Source organism: Paraburkholderia sp. BR10141, assembly GCF_056155635.1.
On record NZ_JBMIQH010000012.1, the window covers coordinates 50,048 to 67,634 of the forward strand.

At 66.5% G+C, this 17,587-nt stretch carries 15 protein-coding genes; 5 read left to right on the forward strand and 10 right to left on the reverse strand.

The annotated features are described in order from the left end of the window. Window positions 1-217 precede the first annotated feature (217 nt). The 3 genes from ubiM to ACOJB8_RS18290 form a co-directional block, all read right to left on the reverse strand. Window positions 218-1,414, reverse strand: coding sequence for a 5-demethoxyubiquinol-8 5-hydroxylase UbiM (ubiM, locus tag ACOJB8_RS18280; protein WP_406953776.1), 1,197 nt, complete (start codon window positions 1,412-1,414; stop codon window positions 218-220). A 23-nt stretch (window positions 1,415-1,437) separates the two neighbouring features. After that, window positions 1,438-1,887: a hemerythrin domain-containing protein gene (locus ACOJB8_RS18285; protein ID WP_475013523.1), complete on the reverse strand. Its 450-nt coding sequence runs from the start codon at window positions 1,885-1,887 to the stop codon at window positions 1,438-1,440. Window positions 1,888-2,160: 273 nt separating this feature from the next. Beyond that, complete coding sequence (locus ACOJB8_RS18290) at window positions 2,161-2,370, reverse strand: hypothetical protein (RefSeq protein WP_069266757.1); 210 nt, start codon at window positions 2,368-2,370, stop codon at window positions 2,161-2,163. A 220-nt stretch (window positions 2,371-2,590) separates the two neighbouring features. Here ACOJB8_RS18290 and ACOJB8_RS18295 point away from each other — a divergent pair, with 220 nt between their 5' ends. From ACOJB8_RS18295 to ACOJB8_RS18305, 3 genes are all read left to right on the forward strand, one after another. Beyond that, complete coding sequence (locus tag ACOJB8_RS18295) at window positions 2,591-3,634, forward strand: D-cysteine desulfhydrase family protein (protein WP_475013525.1); 1,044 nt, start codon at window positions 2,591-2,593, stop codon at window positions 3,632-3,634. Between the two features lie 54 nt (window positions 3,635-3,688). Then, a complete protein-coding gene (locus tag ACOJB8_RS18300; RefSeq protein ID WP_069266759.1) occupies window positions 3,689-4,075 on the forward strand; it encodes an SgcJ/EcaC family oxidoreductase in 387 nt (128 codons plus the stop codon). 246 nt (window positions 4,076-4,321) lie between these two features. Further along, window positions 4,322-5,176, forward strand: coding sequence for an alpha/beta fold hydrolase (locus ACOJB8_RS18305; RefSeq protein WP_069266760.1), 855 nt, complete (start codon window positions 4,322-4,324; stop codon window positions 5,174-5,176). Between the two features lie 133 nt (window positions 5,177-5,309). Here ACOJB8_RS18305 and ACOJB8_RS18310 read toward each other — a convergent pair whose 3' ends face one another. The 7 genes from ACOJB8_RS18310 to ACOJB8_RS18340 form a co-directional block, all read right to left on the reverse strand. Continuing rightward, window positions 5,310-5,447: a hypothetical protein gene (locus ACOJB8_RS18310; protein WP_475013528.1), complete on the reverse strand. Its 138-nt coding sequence runs from the start codon at window positions 5,445-5,447 to the stop codon at window positions 5,310-5,312. A gap of 22 nt (window positions 5,448-5,469) precedes the next feature. Beyond that, window positions 5,470-6,180, reverse strand: a complete 711-nt coding sequence (locus tag ACOJB8_RS18315) for a YceH family protein (protein WP_342947208.1) — start codon at window positions 6,178-6,180, stop codon at window positions 5,470-5,472. Between the two features lie 95 nt (window positions 6,181-6,275). Then, window positions 6,276-9,071 (reverse strand): Hsp70 family protein, encoded by a 2,796-nt coding sequence (locus ACOJB8_RS18320; protein ID WP_475013530.1) that lies wholly within the window; start codon window positions 9,069-9,071, stop codon window positions 6,276-6,278. Between the two features lie 5 nt (window positions 9,072-9,076). After that, entirely contained in the window at window positions 9,077-10,921 is a 1,845-nt protein-coding gene (locus tag ACOJB8_RS18325; protein ID WP_475013532.1) for an Hsp70 family protein, read from the reverse strand. Beyond that, window positions 10,918-11,508 (reverse strand): DUF2760 domain-containing protein, encoded by a 591-nt coding sequence (locus tag ACOJB8_RS18330; RefSeq protein ID WP_368602124.1) that lies wholly within the window; start codon window positions 11,506-11,508, stop codon window positions 10,918-10,920. Before ACOJB8_RS18330 ends, ACOJB8_RS18325 begins: the two co-directional genes overlap by 4 nt. 376 nt (window positions 11,509-11,884) lie before the next feature. After that, a complete protein-coding gene (locus ACOJB8_RS18335) occupies window positions 11,885-12,394 on the reverse strand; it encodes a DUF1269 domain-containing protein (protein WP_368617065.1) in 510 nt (169 codons plus the stop codon). A gap of 150 nt (window positions 12,395-12,544) precedes the next feature. Beyond that, complete coding sequence (locus ACOJB8_RS18340) at window positions 12,545-14,464, reverse strand: potassium transporter Kup (RefSeq protein WP_475013535.1); 1,920 nt, start codon at window positions 14,462-14,464, stop codon at window positions 12,545-12,547. Window positions 14,465-14,725: 261 nt separating this feature from the next. On the opposite strand from ACOJB8_RS18340, the gene ACOJB8_RS18345 reads away from it, so the two are divergent. Beyond that, window positions 14,726-15,835, forward strand: coding sequence for a purine-nucleoside phosphorylase (locus ACOJB8_RS18345; protein ID WP_475013537.1), 1,110 nt, complete (start codon window positions 14,726-14,728; stop codon window positions 15,833-15,835). Window positions 15,836-16,211: 376 nt separating this feature from the next. Then, window positions 16,212-17,516 carry a flavin-dependent monooxygenase QhpG gene (gene qhpG, locus ACOJB8_RS18350; protein ID WP_069266885.1) on the forward strand — a complete coding sequence of 435 codons (1,305 nt, stop codon included), beginning with the start codon at window positions 16,212-16,214 and terminating at the stop codon, window positions 17,514-17,516. Window positions 17,517-17,587: the final 71 nt, after the last annotated feature.

Genomic DNA, 17,587 nt, shown 5'->3' on the forward strand with positions numbered 1-17,587 from the left:
GGGCGCGAGCCGGCAAACGGCTAACGGATGGAGAGGGTGAGACGCGACAATCAGCGATTTGTTGCGCACGCAACGAACATGATCGAACAGCTTGTCACCAATCCGGCGCCATTTACTGTTTGATGTTTGGCGCCAAAGGTGCTACGAGTGGTGTGGCGAACGCGGTGCCCGCCCTCGAACGCATCGTTGCGGTCGATGTGCGCGAGGGGGCGTGAAGTCAGCCGGTCAGAGAAGCCGCGATGGCCTTCCTGAACGGCATCAGTTTCGAAGCCGCGCGCAGCATGAACTCGCGCGCCAGTTTCGCGGGCGCGGTGTTGTTCGTATAGACGTCAGTGATGAACCGGGTCGCGAGATAGAGCGGCTTCGTCGCGCGGCGGTGCTGGGTTTCATAGCGCTGCAAAACCGAGGGAGCCCAGATATCGAAGCCGCTTTTGTGCGCCTCGATGATTCGGTTACCTAATGTTTCCACGCCGAGCAGACCGAAATTGAATCCATGCGCGGTCACCGGATGCATGCCCACCGCGGCGTCGCCCACGGCCGCGAAGCGTCTGCCGACGAAGCGCTCCGGATAAACGGCCACGAGCGGATACACATGCCGCGTGCTCGCCAGCCTCATCGCGCCCAACCTGTGCATGAAGCGATCTTCGATATGCCGCGCGAACGCGACGGGCGCAAGCGCGGCGGTCTCGTTGACCTGTCCCATGGGTAGCGTGAGCACGACCGACGACTGATGCGCGTTCGTCGAGCGCTCCGCGTTCATGGGCAGCAACGCGAGCGTCTGATCGTAGCCGAACCATTCCCACGCGGCGTGCTCGTGAGGCGCTTCGTGCGTCATGCGGCAAACCAGCATAGCCTTGCCGAAATCGTGCATGTTGGCAGCAATGCCCATCATCTTGCGCGTAGGCGAGAAGCGGCTGTCCGCCGCGACGATCAACTTCGCCGAGAGCGTTTCACCGCTCTCCAGTGTCACGTTCGCCAGAGCGTCATCGGCTTTCACAGCGCTGACCTTTTGCGCCGCGAGCAGCGTCACGTCGCCATGCTCCGCCGCGCTTTGCCGCAGCGCCTCGTAGGCGGCCCGGCGAATCAGGTGATTGGAGACCAGCCAGCCCAGTTCCGTGTGGCCGCTCAGGTCGTGCCCGATCTCGAGCGCCCCCGGCGAGGGACCATTGAATACCCTCGCGCTGCGAAGCGGCGCACGCGCGTGCGGGTCGATGAGATCCCAAAGCCCGAACCTGCGCATCGCGCGCACCGACTTCTGGGTCAGCGCGATCTCGCGTCCGTCGAACTGCGGTTCGCTGATGTCGGCGAGGCACTGCTGCTCGACGATGACGATCTTGAGGCCAACACCACTGAGCGAGCGCGCGAGACACAGCCCCACCGGTCCGGCGCCCACGATTACGATATCTGCTTGCATGAACCGAACGATTGGAATGTGATTCAGACGGGTTGATCGGTTAGATCGGCCTGATCGGCCGTTGCGATGCCGCGTTCGCGCAGGGCTTCGACCATGAGCGCGTCCATCGACTTCACGTGCCAGGCGAACCATTCGCGTAGTTCGCTCACCAGTTGCCGCCCGCTGTCGAAGCGTCCCTCGTCGGCGACTTGCCTGCGCACCTCGCGGGCCACGTTCAGGACGTGCCGATGCTGGCTCCCATGGCAATGGCGCGGACCAAAGTTCATCTCCTCCATCCATGCCTCTTCCTGCGCGAAATGCTGCTTCGTATGCGCCGCCCACGCGTCGAACGCGCCGAGCCAGGTTTCGTCGCTCGCGCACGCGAGCGCGTCGACCAGCGCGACGAATTCGGCATGCATCGTATCGGTCATGGGTTCGCCCAGTTGCAGATCGGGCGCAAGTGTCGGCGAGGTGCGCGGCGCGGGTGAATTCATCAAGGGGGTGACTGCGCTCAGAAACGGTCTGAAAGCCCACTCGGGCAATTTTTCAAGATACCGGGGCGCATGAGATTGCGCGCTGATTTTTAGCAAACGTCGCACGATCGGTCGGTGAGGCCGATGGACGCGGCCCGCCCACATGCAGGCAAAGCGATCAGACGAAAAGAAACATCGATTCCGGCGCAGCGCGGGGAGCGCGGGCCGCAAACGTGGAAGGATGCGAGGAAAGGTGCCGCAGACGTAAAAACACGAAGCCGCGCGGCGCGCGGCTCAAACCAGTTCGGCGAGATTGACGAGGGCGCGGTCGCCGTCGGACTGCGCTTCGTCTTCGGCGCGGAAAGTCTTCTCGCTGTACGCGATGACCTTGAACCCGCCGCCTGCCGAACGCTCTATGGTGATACCCCAGTGCCAGCCGCCTTCCTGTTCAAATACGTGCAGCTTCGGACTCGATGGTTGGCTCGGCGATTGAAAAATATTCATTTGAAGCCTCCCGTGGTGGGAATATCGTCTCCGACGATTGCCTGGATAAGAATCAGTCTAAAAACCTCCTTGCTGCGACGCAATACGGAATTACGTGGACGTGAGAACCCTGAGGCGTTGCGCATTATTCGAGAAGTACCCCGGTTACTATTCGACGCCTGGCAAGCGCAAATGCCGCCAGCCACGCTCCCATTCCTGAGTGCGAAACAGCGAGAGCCCGATGACTACCGTAACGAATGCCACGACGCATGCCGCGTCCCCCTATCGGCTCGATCTTTCGCGGCATGCTCGCCGCGCACTGCTGGAAGGACCCACGCCGATCCAGCCCTTGCCGCGGCTAAGCCAGGAACTGGGGGGCGTCAATGTCTATGTCAAGCGCGACGATCTGACTGGCCTCGGCGGCGGCGGCAACAAGCTGCGCAAGCTGGAGTTCCTGATGGGCGAAGCGCTGGCTGCGGGCGCGGACACCATCATCACTGTGGGCGCGCGCCAGTCGAACCATGCGCGCTTGACGGCGGCTGCGGCGGCGCAAGCGGGCCTGCAGTGCGAACTCGTGCTCACGCGGGCCGTGCCGCGCGCGGATTTCGAGTATCTGGAGAACGGCAACATCCTGCTCGACGACCTGCTCGGCGCACGCGTGCACGACCTGCCCGGCACGGCCAACGCACTGGAGTTCGCCCAGGCCCGCGCCGACGAGCTGCGCGCCCAGGGCCGCAAGGTCTACGTGTGCCCGCTGGGCGGATCGAGCCCGGTCGGATGTCTGGGGTACGCGGCGTGCGCCGCGGAAATCATGACGCAGGCCCATGCACAGGGTTTGAGCTTCGCACGCGTCGTCGTGCCGAACGGCAGCGGCGGCATGCACGCAGGGCTCGCCGCCGGCTTCGCGGCCTTGGGCATCGACCCGAGCCTCGTGCTTGCGTACACCGTGCTGGCGAAGGCCGGGCAGGCCCACGCCGCAACGTTCGAAAAGGCCGGCAAGACGCTCGAGCTGATCGATCAGGCGCGGCGCATCGAGGGCCGCTCGATCGTGATCGACGAAGCCCAGCTCGGCGAAGGCTACGGCATTCCAACCGACGCGATGCGCGAGGCCGTGCGTCTCGTCGCTTCGAAAGAAGGCCTGCTGATCGACCCCGTGTACGGCGGCAAGGCGTTCGCGGGTCTCGTGCACGCCGCGCGATCGGGGCGCCTTGCACGCGGCAAGAACGTCCTCTTCGTCATGACTGGCGGCTTGCCGGGCCTGTTTGCTTATCGCAGTGCATTCTGATGCGTCGCGCGCCGCATTCTAGAATCGTCGAACTGAACGACGAGGGAGTCCACGATGACCGATGACGAACGTGCCATTCGAGAGCTGGTGCAAACCTGGATGGAGGCCAGCCGCGCCGGCGATACGGCCAAAGTCCTGAGCCTGATGACCGACGACGTGGTGTTCACGGTGCCCGGCCAGGAGCCGTTCGGCAAGGCCGAGTTCGCGGCGGCCTCGCAAGCGCAGCAAGACATGCGCATAGAGGGCACGGCTGAGATCGTGGAACTGCAGGTGCTGGGCGATTGGGCCTTTCTGCGCAATCGCATCGATATCGCCATTACGCCGCCGGGCGCGCCCCAGCCCATACGCCGTGCAGGCTACACGCTCACGCTGGTGCGCAAGGACGCGAGCGGACGCTGGCTGCTCGCGCGTGACGCCAATCTCGTGGCGCCTAAGGCGTAAATTCCCCGCCGCGAACGCGGTCGGCGCCGCTACAAACCACGATCCTGCCGCCGCGCTCCAGGCCGCCGGCGGCGCGGGCGCACCCGCTTGCTTTCACCACTGAAAGAGAACAGCCCCGCGCGACGGGCCTCGCAGCGTTACGTCCCTTTTTCGAATCAGAAAAGCTTATCGATTCCTTCAGTTTATTGAGTTTCCCTTAATCGTTCGGTTGCGGCAAAGTGACGCTCATACGCTCGGAGCCACTCCTTGAACCAACGCATCGATCCCTCCCTACTTGCTGTGCCCGACCTGTCGTACGCGACGTTGCACTCGGGCATTGCCCTGCCGTTCCTGGAGCGCGGCGATGGCGAGCCGCTGCTGTTCGTCCACGGATCGCTCTGCGATTACCGCTACTGGATGCCGCAGCTCAACGGCCTGTCGGAGCATTTTCGCTGCATCGCGCCGAGCCTGAGCCATTACTGGCCCGCGGCCGACGCCTGTATCCAGGGCGATTTCGGCTGGGAGAGCCACGTCACCGAGTTGGCCGATTTCATCGCCGCGCTGGGTCTCGAATCGGTGCACCTCGTGGGACATTCGCGTGGCGGCTGTGTGGCGTGGCATCTGGCGCGCCGCTATCCGCGCCTCGTGCGCACGCTGGTGCTGGCCGACCCGGGCGGCCCGCTCTCGCGCGTGGACGACGACGAAGCCGCGCTGCCCCCTGCCACCAACGCACTGCGCACGCGCGCGGCCGACCTCATCCATGCCGGCGAAGTCGAAGCGGGGCTCGAGTTGTTCGTCGACTCCGTGAGCGTGCCGGGCGCGTGGAAGAAAGGCTCGGCGGCGTTTCGCCAGATGGCCATCGCCAACGCCACGACACTGCCCAAGCAGTTGCAGGACCCGCTGCCGCCGTATGCGCCGCGCGCCGCGGGCGAGATCAAGTGCCGCACACTGCTAATCGACGGCCAGCGCAGCCCGCTCATGTTCCGCAACAACGTCGAAGCGCTGGACGAGTGGATCGAGTTCGCGCGCCGCGTCACGATCAAGGGCGCCACGCACGGCATGAACGGCACGCACCCCGACCTCTTCAACACCCACGTCCATACCTTCATCACGCAAGGCTGAGACTTCAGTCACGGCCCGGTTGATATGTCGCCTGTGGTCGAGGCGACTCAACCGTTGGCCGCAATTCCAGCCGCACCGGCATGCGATTCGGCACCATCGCGAACGCCGTGTTTTCCTCGATCATCGAAGGTTCCTACGCCCACTGTTCGAGCACACGATGCAGTTTGGGCGCATTCAGCTGATGCAGATTGCCGATGAGCGGCAAGCCGCGCGGGCATGGCAGGTCGCGCACCTGGCGCAGGCGCCGGGCGGAGGATGCGGCGGCGTCCATGGCGCGACGGAGGCGAAGGCGCTCAGTCGAGCGACATGCCCAGCTCGGCGGCCATGCGAGCGACGAGCGTTTGCAGGCGCGCGACTTCATCGGCGAGACGCTGCTGTTCGGCGCGTACTGCTTCGAAGTCCGCGAGCGAGACGCTCTCGCCGGCCTCCTCGCGCGCCCCGGGAGCGATGGTCCCCGCGGCGACGAAATTTGCCGTGTTGACCTCGCCGCACATCAGATGCATCCAGCGGCTTTCGCGCTCGCCCGGCGCGCGCGGCAGCTTCACGACGAGCGGCGGCTCGCGTTCGGCCAATTCTTCGAGGAAGCCTTCGACCGAAGAGACGTCGGCGAACCCGTGCAGGCGCGACGAGTTCAGGCGCAATTCCGCGGCCGTCTGTGCGCCGCGCAGCAGCAGCACCGTCAGGAGCGCAACGGCCTGGCTCGGCACGCCGAGCACGCGGTTCAGGTTGTGCTCGAAGCGCGGCACGCGGCTGCTGCTGCCTTCGAACACCAGGCTCAACAGCTTGAGGTCTTCGATGGCGGCCAGCACTTCGGCTTCGCTCACGTTCATGACCGGCGTGCGCGCGGTCTTCTGGTTGCAGCCGAGCGTGAGTGCGTTGAGCGAGAGCGGATAGGTGTCGGGCACCGTGTGCTGCTTTTCGACCAGCACGCCGACGATACGGGCCTCGATCGGCGAGAGCGCGCGCAGTGCGCGCGGCGAGGAAGCATCGGCAGGAGAATTCATGGGCAGATCAGTCCGCTGTGTTTCTGTTGGAATCAGGCGTTCGATCATACGCGCGCCGGGCTTCCTGCAGAAGTCACGCATCGCTCAGTCCACGCTCAGCCCGCGATCAGCTTCAGCCCCGCCGGCAGCGCCTCGCCGAACACCCGGCCTGTGTCGGCCGTATCGAGCGCGACGACTTCGCGCACCATCGTGACCCACGTGGGCGGCGCGTTCGCCGACTCCATCCGACGCACCACGGTCTCGCGCAGCCCGGGGGGCAGGTCGCGCGAACGGTCGCCCGTCATGCGCGCGATTTGCGCGGCGGCGAACATCGCCGGTTCGATCTTCTTCCAGTCGAGCGCGAGAATCGCATCGAGCCAAAGCGCTGCGGTGTGCGGCGGCACCACGCCGTGCGCGCTGCCGTAGAACGGCTGGCGCGCGCCGATGCGGCCCACGGCCCACCACGTCTGATGATTCTCGGTAGGCTTCTGGAGCCGCTGCAACAGCCGCTCGCCGATCTCGATCTTGCGCTCGGCCGCAATCTGCTCGAGCGACGCATAGAGCCGGATCATGTCCGGCACGCCCAGCTTCGCGGCGTCGAAGGGCAGCTTGTGGCGCTTCGCGCCGGCCGCCTCTTCGAGGTACGTCATCGCCGCCAGCACCTCGTCCTGCTGCGCCTCGTTCAGGCCGCCCGCCGCGCGCCGCCAGAGCGTCCACCACTCCGACCACACCTGGCCTTCGCCTACGAACTGGATGCCGTCGTCGAAGAGCGACCAGAGCTGCTCGACGCGCCATTCGTCCAGCGGATAGCCGAAGCCCGGACGCAGACAGAAGCCGGCGAGATTGAGCCACAGGCGTTCGTGATCGGCGGAGCGCCGCCGCTTGCCCGCGCGTTCCCAGAGCGCGCCGAACAGCTCGCGCAGCAGCGGTCCGTCCCAGTTCTGGCGCGGCCCGAGCCGCTCCTCGAGATGCGCGCGCAAGCGCTTCACTTCCTTCGGGTCGACCTTGGCGGAACGCGCGCCGAACACGCGCTCGATCGCCTCGATCGCTTCGTCGAGGCCCGCATGGCGCGACTCGCCGCTTGCCGCGCCTGCACCGCCCTCGTGCTCCGCGCGGCGCAGCGCAAATTCGAGCAGCCAGCGCTGCGAGGCGTCATCGGTGGCGATGCAGTGCATCTCCAGGGTGCCGATTTCGGTGAGCGCGGTCGTGAGCTTGACGGGGCGCTCGCGTGCCGTCTTTGCATTGCCGCCCGCGGGCACCACGGTTGCGAGCGGCGGCAGGCGCACGAAGTCGGCCGCCGCGAGGTCGGCCAGCTCGCCGGGTTGCCACGCGGTGTCGGCCACCGTCGATGCAAGGTGGAACTGCACCGGCTGGCCCAGTTGCAATGCGAACGTGCGGTCGTCCAGATGCAGCTCGTGGCCTTCCTCCGTGCCGCGTGGCAGGACGCACACGCCACGCGGAGCGGCATCGGCTCCCGCGCCTTCGTCGAGCACGAGAAAGTAGCTGCGCGGCGAGCCGCCGCCGATACGCGGCGCGTTGCCTGCCCTCGCAAGCGCATAGGCGACCGCGCCGCGCGCAACGGCCACGTCGGGCTGATCGTTCTGCAGCACGTTGAGCGGCTCGCCGCGCCACGTGCGGAGCGTATCGGCCAGACGCTGCGCGAGCGAGCGAGCGCGGAACACGCCGCCGTTGAGCAGCAGCGCGTCGGGCATGGGCAGCGCGGCTTCCGGTTCACCGGCAGCGCCAGACAAACCCAGCGCCTCGCGCGACTGCGCCGCGAAGCGCTGCAAGAACGCAGCGATATGACGCGTGATGCCGGGATCGGCGGCATAGGGCAAGCCGAACTCGACGATCGCCGCGCGCGAGCGGCGCGGCAGGTCGCCGGCCGTGCCCATGGGGAAGAAGCCGTCCACCACGATCTGCGCGACTTCCTCGCGGCCAAGCTGCGTGGTGCGCGCGCCGCCCACGAGACGCGCGCCGGCACCGAGCAGCGTGATCGGCACGGACTCGGGCGCGCTCGTGTCGAGCAACTGCTCCTTCGCGACGCGGCAGCGTTCCACGAGCTGCGAAAGGCTCGCCGCGCTCAACCGCGTTTGCGCGTTCGCGAGCCGGCTTTCGGCCAGATGCGCGAGCGCGAGATCCATGTTGTCGCCGCCGAGCATCAGATGATTGCCCACGCCAATGCGCGTGAGCTGCGGCTCGCCGCCCTCGAACTGCACCTTGATGAGCGTGAGGTCGGTCGTGCCGCCGCCCACGTCGCACACGAGCACGAGGCGCGACGCGCCCAGCTCCGCATCGAGCGTCGCGCGATGGTGATACAGCCAGTCGTAGAACGCGGCCTGCGGTTCTTCGAGCAGACGCAGCGCGGGCAATTGCGCCATGCGCGCCGCTTCGAGCGTGAGCGCGCGCGCGCCGTCGTCGAACGAGGCGGGCACGGTGAGCACCACGTCCTGATCTTCGAGCGGCGCATGCGGGAAACGATGGTTCCACGCGGCGCGCACGTGCGCGAGATAGCTCGCGCTCGCGGTCACCGGCGAAACCTTGGCGACGTCGTCGGGCGCGCCCCACGGCAGGATCGGCGCGAGGCGGTCCACCGCGGCGTGCGAGAGCCAGCTTTTCGCGCTCGCTACGAGCCGGCCGGGCACCTGCGCGCCGAGTGTGCGCGCGAGGCGGCCGATGACGGCGTCGTCGCCGGGCGTCGGTGCGCGCCACGGCAAACGCAGATCGCCTGCCGCAAGCTCGCCTGCCGCCGGGTGATAGCGCGCGGAAGGCAGCATCTTTTCCGCGCCCACTTCCCCGAGGCCGGTGAGCTGCTCGACGTCGAACACGCGGATGGCGTCGCCGCCCGCCTCCACGTACGCCACGACCGTATTGCTCGTCCCCAGGTCGATGCCGACGACGTATTGCTTCATCGTGCTCAGTCGCCCGCTCCGCCACGCACGTCGAACTCGACCTTCCAGCGCTCGTTCGTGCCGCTCGGCATGGCTTCGAGCTCCAGCGTGCCCGCCTCCGTCACGCGCGCGTGCAGCTTCACGGGCACGACTTCGCCGGGCGTGCGGCCTTCGGTCGGCAGCGTGGCCTGGATTTCCTCCAGCTCCTGCAATTCTTCGGGCGACCAGTAGTCGAGCATCGTACCGACCTGATCCAGGCGCCGCACCGAAGAGCCGAAGAAACGGAAGTGCACCGGCTCGCCCACGACGAGGCCGAACTCCTGCGGCGGCAGCGCCGCCTCGGTGCCCTCTTCCATGCCGAACGGCGCGACGCAGAGCGCCGACACCGGCGGCTCGAGCCCCGGCACCGCCGGCATGGCAGATTCGACGGCGACGTAATACGCGCGCGCCGTGCCGCCGCGAATGCGCACGCCCTTGCCGCGCTTCACGTAGCCGTAATAGGCCGCGCCGCGCGCCACCGCGAGGTCGAGATCGGCACCGCCGAGCAGACGCGCGGGGGCAGCACCCTCGGCCGCGAGCCAGCCGTTGAGGATATCGAGCACGCGTTGCGAGAGCAGCGCCGACTTGAACACGCCGCCGTTGAACAGGACCGCCGTGGGGTGCAGGAAGGTCGCGCCTGTGGGCGGCGCGCCAAAGCCTTCGAGTTCAGCGAGCGCCTGCACCTGGCGGCCGAGGAAGGCCGCGAGATGGCGCGTGACGCCCGCGTCCTGCGCATACGGCAGGCCAAGCTGCGTGAGACCCACGCGCGTGCGCACGGCGGGACGCGCGGCGGCGTCCACCTGCGGGAAGAAGCCTTCGAGAATGATCTGCGTGAGTTCGGCGCGCGTGAGTTCCGTGCGGATCGAACCGCCGATCAGCTTCGAACCGCGGCTCGGCACGACGATTGGCACCGTATCGACAGAGGCGTCGCTCAGCAGCGTTTCCTTGGCCGAGCGGCACGCATAGGTCAGCGCGCGCAGCTGCCACGGATCGGCCTGCGTGCCCTGGGACGCGAGCTTGCGCGCGACGACGTGCGCGAGTGCGAGGTCCATGTTGTCGCCGCCGAGCAGAATGTGCTCGCCCACGGCCACGCGGTGCAGTTCGAGATTGCCTTCGCGCTCGACCACGGCGATCAGCGAAAGGTCGGTCGTGCCGCCGCCCACGTCCACGACGAGGATGATGTCGCCGACCTTCACTTCCTTGCGCCACGCGCCGCCGCTTTTCTGGATCCAGCTATAGAGCGCCGCCTGGGGCTCTTCCAGCAGCGTCATGTTGGCGTAGCCCGCCGCTTGCGCCGCCTCGGCCGTCAGCTCGCGCGCGGCAGGGTCGAACGAGGCGGGAATCGTGACAGTGATCTCCTGCTCGCCGAACGGCGCCTCCGGATGTGCGTGATCCCAGGCCTCGCGCAGGTGCGTGAGATAGCGCACCGAGCTTTCGAGCGGCGACACGCGCGTGACTTCGGGCGGCGCGTCGTTGGGCAGAATGGCCGCGCGGCGATCCACGCCGGGGTGGCACAACCAGCTCTTCGCGCTCGAGACGAGGCGGATCGGCGTGCCCGCGCCACGGCTGCGCGCGAGCTCGCCAACGGCGTACTCGCGCGTAGTGGTCCACGGCAGCGTGAGGTCGCCCGGCGTCAGCTCGCCCGCATGCGGCAAGTAGAGAAACGAAGGCAGCAGATCGGGCGATTCCAGCGTGCCCGGCGCCGTCAGCTGGGTCACGTTCAGCACGCCCTGCTGGGTCTTTTCGCCATCGCTGGCGCTGAGGTCGACGTAGGACAGCGCGCAATGCGTTGTGCCCAGGTCGACGCCAATCGAATAACGCGGATCGCTCACAGCTCCACCTCCGCCGGCGCGATGATGCGCGCGTCATGCGTCTTGACGAGTTGCGGCAGCTTGACCTCCTCGACGCGCCAGCCGCGATGCGTGAGGCTGCCGCTGAACGGCGCCTCCCCCACCACGTTACCGGTGAGCCGCACGGCGGCGGCGTCGAAGCCGGCCGGCAGCGTCACGCGCGAGCCTTCGGACTCGCTGCGCACCGGGCGGATCGAAAAGTGGTCGCGCAGCGTGGCGCGGCAGCCTTCGTGGACGATGCGGGCGGCGGCGCCGATATCCGCATCGGCATAACCGGCAATGTCTTCCTCGACGAAATCGACGAAGCGCGCGTTGCGCTGGAGCAGGCCGAGCAACTGGAGCGCGGCGTCGGGCGTAGCTTCCTTGATGACGGTGGGTGCAGGTGCGGGCGCGGGGGCCGGCTTCGCGACCGGAGCCGCGGCAGGCGCAGGCGCAGCGGCGGCGGCCGCGAACCCGCCTTCGCGCAGACGGCGCACGTTGGCGGCGAGCTCGCCGTCGCCAAGGATCGCGAAGAACGATCCCAGCGCGACCGAAAGGCGGCCGAAGAAAGACAGATTCGATTCGGGCATGTAGACGACTCCAATATCGCTTGAGGGCTCGCAGACAAGGCGAGCCGACCTGCCGGGCTCGCAACGAGGCCCGATCGATGCCTGGAAGGAGGCGGCCGGCAGGGGAAACTCGAGCCCGGCTCGGGCTCAAAACCCGTATTTTGCCTTGTCGCGGGCGTAAGCCGGTCAAAATGCGGATTTGGCGAGGGAATGGCGGGCCCGGCGGCGGGCGCCGGGCGGGCGGCGCGGCTCAACCTGGGCGGTCAGCGGTTCAGCGCTGCGGCCCTAAAAAAGCGAGACAAGGCGGATGAAATGGTGCGCGAACTGGACGACAAGCGGCGGGGCAAGCGCTCAGGCCTACCCCGTTGCCGTGATTCGCACTCGAGCCCCGGCGCTTTCAGGGGAAGATGGGCGTCGTCGCTTCCGCGCCTTCCACATCGGCGCGCGGAACGTGCTGGGCGATGTTCGCCTCGATCTCCGCTTCGCGCGAGCCGGGCACATCGGCCATGACCAGCAGTTGGCCGTCCTCGATCGGCCTATTAAAACGCGCGAGCCGGGTATTCGGTTCGTCCACGCCGATCATGCCGGCCACCCACGCGCCGAATATCATTCCCGCGAGGGTCAGCGCGACGACGACCCCGCCCGTGATATCGAAATTCGCGGGCGGAAACATCAGCGCGACGAGACCGACGACGGCGCCGGTCGCCGCGCCGAACATCACGCCGCGCTCCAGCGCATGCACGACGTCGCTGCGCTGCAGCAGCGAGGCCTCGGGCAAGCGCTCGAGCCCCACACTATGATTGGCGAGCACATGGATATGACGCCACGTGATGCGCGCGCGCAGCAGATCGTCGACGATCGCCTGCGCCGTGGTGGTGTCGGGAGCGAGGAAATAGAGGCGTCTCATGATGGCCCTCCTTCGGTCATGCGGCGAGCCGCTTGCAACCGGCTCGCTGCCACATGACCACGATGCGATTCCGATCATCCTACGCCTGAGTTTCCGTCAGCGCGACAGCCTGCCACGCGTTTGCGCCACAACCCAGGCGCGTCGAGCCGCCTAGATCTCGACGCGTGCACCGACCTCGATCACACGATTGGCTGGAAGCTTGAAGAACGCGGCGATATTCCCGACGTTGTGCAGCATCACCGCGAAAAGGCGCTCACGCCAGAGCGACATGCCATGGCCGCGCTTCGGCACCACCACGGCGCGGCTGAGGAACCACGACGTCTCGTCGAGATCGAACGTCAAATCCGCGGACTTGTAGGCGGCGAGCGTGCATGGCAAGTCCACCTCGTCCTTGAATCCGTAATTGATGACGACGCAGTAGCAGCCCGGACATAGCAGTTCGACCATCACGCGCTCGCTCTCGGCCACCCATGGCACGTCCTTCGTTTTCACGCTCAGGAATACTACGCGTTCGTGCAACACCCGGTTGTGCCGCAAGTTGTTGACGAGCGCGTGCGGTACCGCGTCGGCGTTCGGCGTGAGGAAGATCGCCGTGCCGCCCACGCGCACCGGCGAGTTCTCGAGCAGCGTCGCGAGATAAGGCTTGAGGGGCTTCTTGCCGGCGCGCACGCGCGCCTCGGCCGCCATCATTTCCCAGCCCTTGCCCCAGGTCGCCATGACCGTGAACATCAGTGCGCCGATCACGAGCGGGAACCAGCCGCCGTCCACGATCTTGAGCAGGTTGGCCGAGAAGAACATGGCGTCGATCACGAAGAAGAACGCCGTGGCGAACACGCACAGCAGCCAGTTGTAGTGCCACGCGTAACGCACGACGAAGAACGTGAGGAATGTCGTGATAAGCATGGTGCCTGTCACGGCGATGCCGTAAGCGGAGCCGAGCGCCGTCGACGAACGGAAGCCCACCACCGCCGCGACCACGGCGACGAGCAGGATCCAGTTGATGCCGGGCACGTAGATCTGCCCGATTTCGCGCTCCGAGGTGTGCACGATATTCATGCGCGGCAGGAAGGAGAGTTGCATGGCCTGCATCGCCATGGAATAGGTGCCCGAAATCACGGCCTGCGAAGCGATGACGGTGGCGACAGTCGCAAGCACGATCATCGGCACGATCGACCATTGCGGGAAAAGCCGGTAGAACGGGTTTTGCACGGCGCCTGGGTTGGCCAGCAGCAGCGCGCCCTGCCCGAGGTAATTGAGCGCGAGCGCGGGAAACACCAGGCCGAACCACGTGAGGCGAATAGGCTGCTTGCCGAAGTGGCCCATGTCGGCATAGAGCGCTTCGGCGCCCGTGAGCGAGAGCACGACCGCGCCTAGCGCGACAAAGGCGAGCCAGCGGTGATGCAGGCAAAACGCGATGCCTTCGCGCGGATCGAGCGCGAACAGCACGGCCGGCGCGGAGGCGATGTTGGCCACACCCGCCGCAGCGATCACGATGAACCACAGCACCATCACCGGACCGAACACGGCGCCGATGCCACCCGTGCCGTGCTTTTGCGTGACGAACAGCACGATGATCGCCGTAAGCGTCACCGGAATCACGTAGGTCTTGAGCCCGGGCTCGGCCACTTCGAGGCCTTCTACGGCGCTCAGCACCGAGATGGCCGGCGTGATCACGCTGTCACCGAAGAAGAGCGCCGCGCCCATCACGCCGATCACGAGCAGCGTGGCACGCAGATGCGGCCGTGACGCCACCGAGGAAGCCGCGAGTGCGAGCAGCGCCATGATGCCGCCCTCGCCGTGATTGTTCGCGCGCAGGATGAGCGCGACGTACTTGAGCGAAACGACGATCATGAGCGACCAGAAAATCAGCGAGACGATACCTACGATGTTGAAAGCATTGACGGCAAGGCCGTTGCCGGGATCGAACACGGTGGCGAGCGTGTAGAGCGGGCTCGTGCCGATGTCGCCGTAGACCACGCCGAGCGCGGCCAGCGCGAGCGCGGGAAGCGCCGGACGATGCGGGCCGGAGTCGCCAAGGTGCCCGTGCGCCGCGGATGCGGATTGTCCCATGTCTCCCTCCTGATGCTGCCGCATGCGGGCCCGGGGGCCGCGCGGCCTTGTCGCTTCGTGTTGGCGAGGCTGCCTCGTCGGGCGCGTTAGTCGAAGTATAGGAACTTGGCGCGAAAATGCGCTTTGCGTGGCGCACAAGGGCAACAGCGCCCTGCGAGGCGCCGCGTCTTCGCAAAACTGTCATAGTCGAGCGTATTTTCCTGAACATTCGCCCGATCAATCGTGCCGCCTGTTACGCGTATAAAGAAAAGGAGTTGCGCAATGCGAACCCGCCTCACGTTCCTCTGCGCCGCGCTGGCGCTCGCTGCCTGTGCATCGCAGCCACGTCCAGGGCAACAGAACACCGGAACGCTTTCTGCGCAACCCGCGGCCTTCGCACAAGCGGGCGCCACGGCACACGGACGTCCGGTGAAAGTCATGATTGTGACGATGTTCGCACCCGAAGCGAAGACATGGCTCGAGCGCCTCGGTCCCTGGGAGTCCGTGACAATCGCGGGCCTCTCGCCCGACTATCCCGCTGTGCAATGCAATGCCGACGATGTCTGCGTGATGACGACCGGCATGGGCCATGCGAATGCCGCCGCTTCGATGATGGCCCTCGCCTTCGCGCCGCAGTTCGACCTGCGCAAGACCTACTTTCTCGTCGCGGGCATTGCGGGTGTGAACCCCGGGCACGGCACGATCGGCTCGGCGGCCTGGTCGGACTGGCTCGTCGATTTCGGCCTGCAGTGGGAGATCGACGGCGACGGCCGCCCGCGCGGCTGGCGCACCGGCTATCTCGGCATCAATACGAAAGGCCCTGACGACAAGCCCGCGCTCGATTACCGCACCGAAGTGTTCCACTTGAATCCGAGGCTCACCTCGGCCGCCTGGGCGATGTCGCGCAACGTGACGCTCGCCGATAGCGCGCAGGCCCAGGCCGCGCGCGCGAAATATGCTTACGCTCCCGCGAACCGGCCGCCTACGGTGATCCGCTGCGATTCGGTCGCCGACGATACCTGGTGGTCGGGCAAGGCGCTCGGCGCGAGGGCGAGCGAATTCACGCGCCAGTTGACGGGCGGCCAAGGCGTTTACTGCATGACGCAGCAGGAGGACAACGCCACGTTCGAAGCACTGAGCCGCGCGGCGCGTGCGCAACGCGTGGACCTCGATCGCGTGGCCGTGCTGCGCGCGGGCTCGGACTTCGATCGTCCGTATGCAGGAGAATCGAACGCGGCGAATCTGCTTAACTATGCGAGCCAGGGCGGCTTCGCCATCGCGTTGGAAAATCTCTATCGCGCGGGACATCCTCTCGTTCAGACCATCGTCGCGCACTGGAGCGCATGGCAGGATGGCATTCCTGCAAATACGTCCGCAGCGCCGCCGCGCTAGCCACAACCACGCGCTGCCCCGCTTTGCCTCGTTACGCCGAAGCATCCTTGTGAGGAATACAGACGATCAATGCGTGTCGCTATCCGGCATGCATCGCCAATTCGCAAAGCAATTACAGCGCACGATCGTTCATACGCATTGCGCATCGGAATGCGGGATTTCCGCTACTGAAATCCTCCTTTGACCGGATAGCTTTATCGCGGCATCTATGCCAGATTAGGTTTCACTCCTTTCGAGCGCAGCGCAGGGGTCGCAAAGCGATGCGCCATGATTCCACGGGGGACAGCATGCACGGTTACCTCCCTCACCTTCATGCCGCCACGCACATCATGTTTGCGAGCGTACACGCGTGTGTGCCTTCGCGAGCGCGCGCGTCATGAATGCCGCCAGCATCGTCGTGCTTGGCGCGGGGCCAGCGGGCGCAGCCGTTGCGCGTGCGCTCGCGGGGCTCGATTATCGCGTGGAGGTGGTAAGCGACTGGCGCCGCTTCGACGCGGCCGAAGCCTTGTCGGCACGTGCAATCGAAGCGCTGCGCCGTGCGGGCCTGCATCGCGCAGCCAGTTGCGGCGAAGGACCGTGCGTGCGCACCACGCTCTGGAACGGCGCGTTGCAAACGCTCGACGCAGAATTTCTCGTGGACCGGCGCGTATTCGATGCGGCCCTGCGCGAGGACCTGTGCAGCGCGGGCGTGGACGTGATCGAGGCGAATGTGCGCTCGCTGCATTCCTCATCGGCGGGTCACGATCTCATGATCGAAACCGCCGACGGACCGCTCACGCTACGCGCGGACTTTCTGGTCGAAGCGCGCGGGCGCCTCGCGCCGCTATTGCGCGACGCCACGCGCGGCCCGCAAACCGTGAGCCTGCTGAACGTATGGAAGGGCCGCGGGGGCGCATCAGCCACTGCGGTGGAAAGCCTGCCTGGCGGATGGGCATGGATGGCGCGCCTGGGCGACGGCCGCTGCTACTGGCAATTGACGCTGGACGTCACGAACCCCGAACTGCCGCAGCGCGATGAACTGCTCACGTTTTGCGAGCGCATGCGGCATTCGCCGCTTGCCAGCGACTTCTTCGCGGGCGACGCCGCGACCGACGCGCGCCTCTACGCGCGCAGCAGCACTGCCACGCTGTGCGGCCGTACTGGCGGGCACAACTGGCTGCGCGTGGGCGATGCAGCCATGGCCGTCGATCCGCTCGCGGGCAACGGCGTGTTCCAGTCGCTGACCTCCGCGTTGCAGGCGCCCGCGGTGATCCATACGCTACTCGCACGGCCCGAGCGTGCGCCGCTCGCGCTGCGCTTTCATCAGCAGCGCATCGAGCAGTTGTTCATGCGCTTCGCGCGCACCGGGCGCGATGTCTACGCGCTCGAACAGCGGTGGACTACGCAGCCATTCTGGCAAACGCGTGGGGCATGGCCTGACGACCGTCCCGCGCATGTGAGCGCGGATTTCAACGAGTTGAATGTGGGGCGTGCGCCCGTGATTGATGGCGGCATGATTGCCGAAGCGGATGTGGTCGCTAGTCCGGATCAGCCGCTGGGGATCTGGCATCTTTGCGATGCTGCGCTGGCGCCGGTGGTTGAGGCGTTGCGGCGGGAGCCCGCTGAGCAGGTGCTCAAGTCGCTCGATGCCGACCAGGCCAGGATGATTCGGCATTGGCTTGCCATGCAGGATTATCCTTAGCCTTTTGGTTTTTTCGCCTTTTTCTGTTTTGGCCTTTCCTTGTTTTCACGTCGGCATGCCGCGAAAACAAG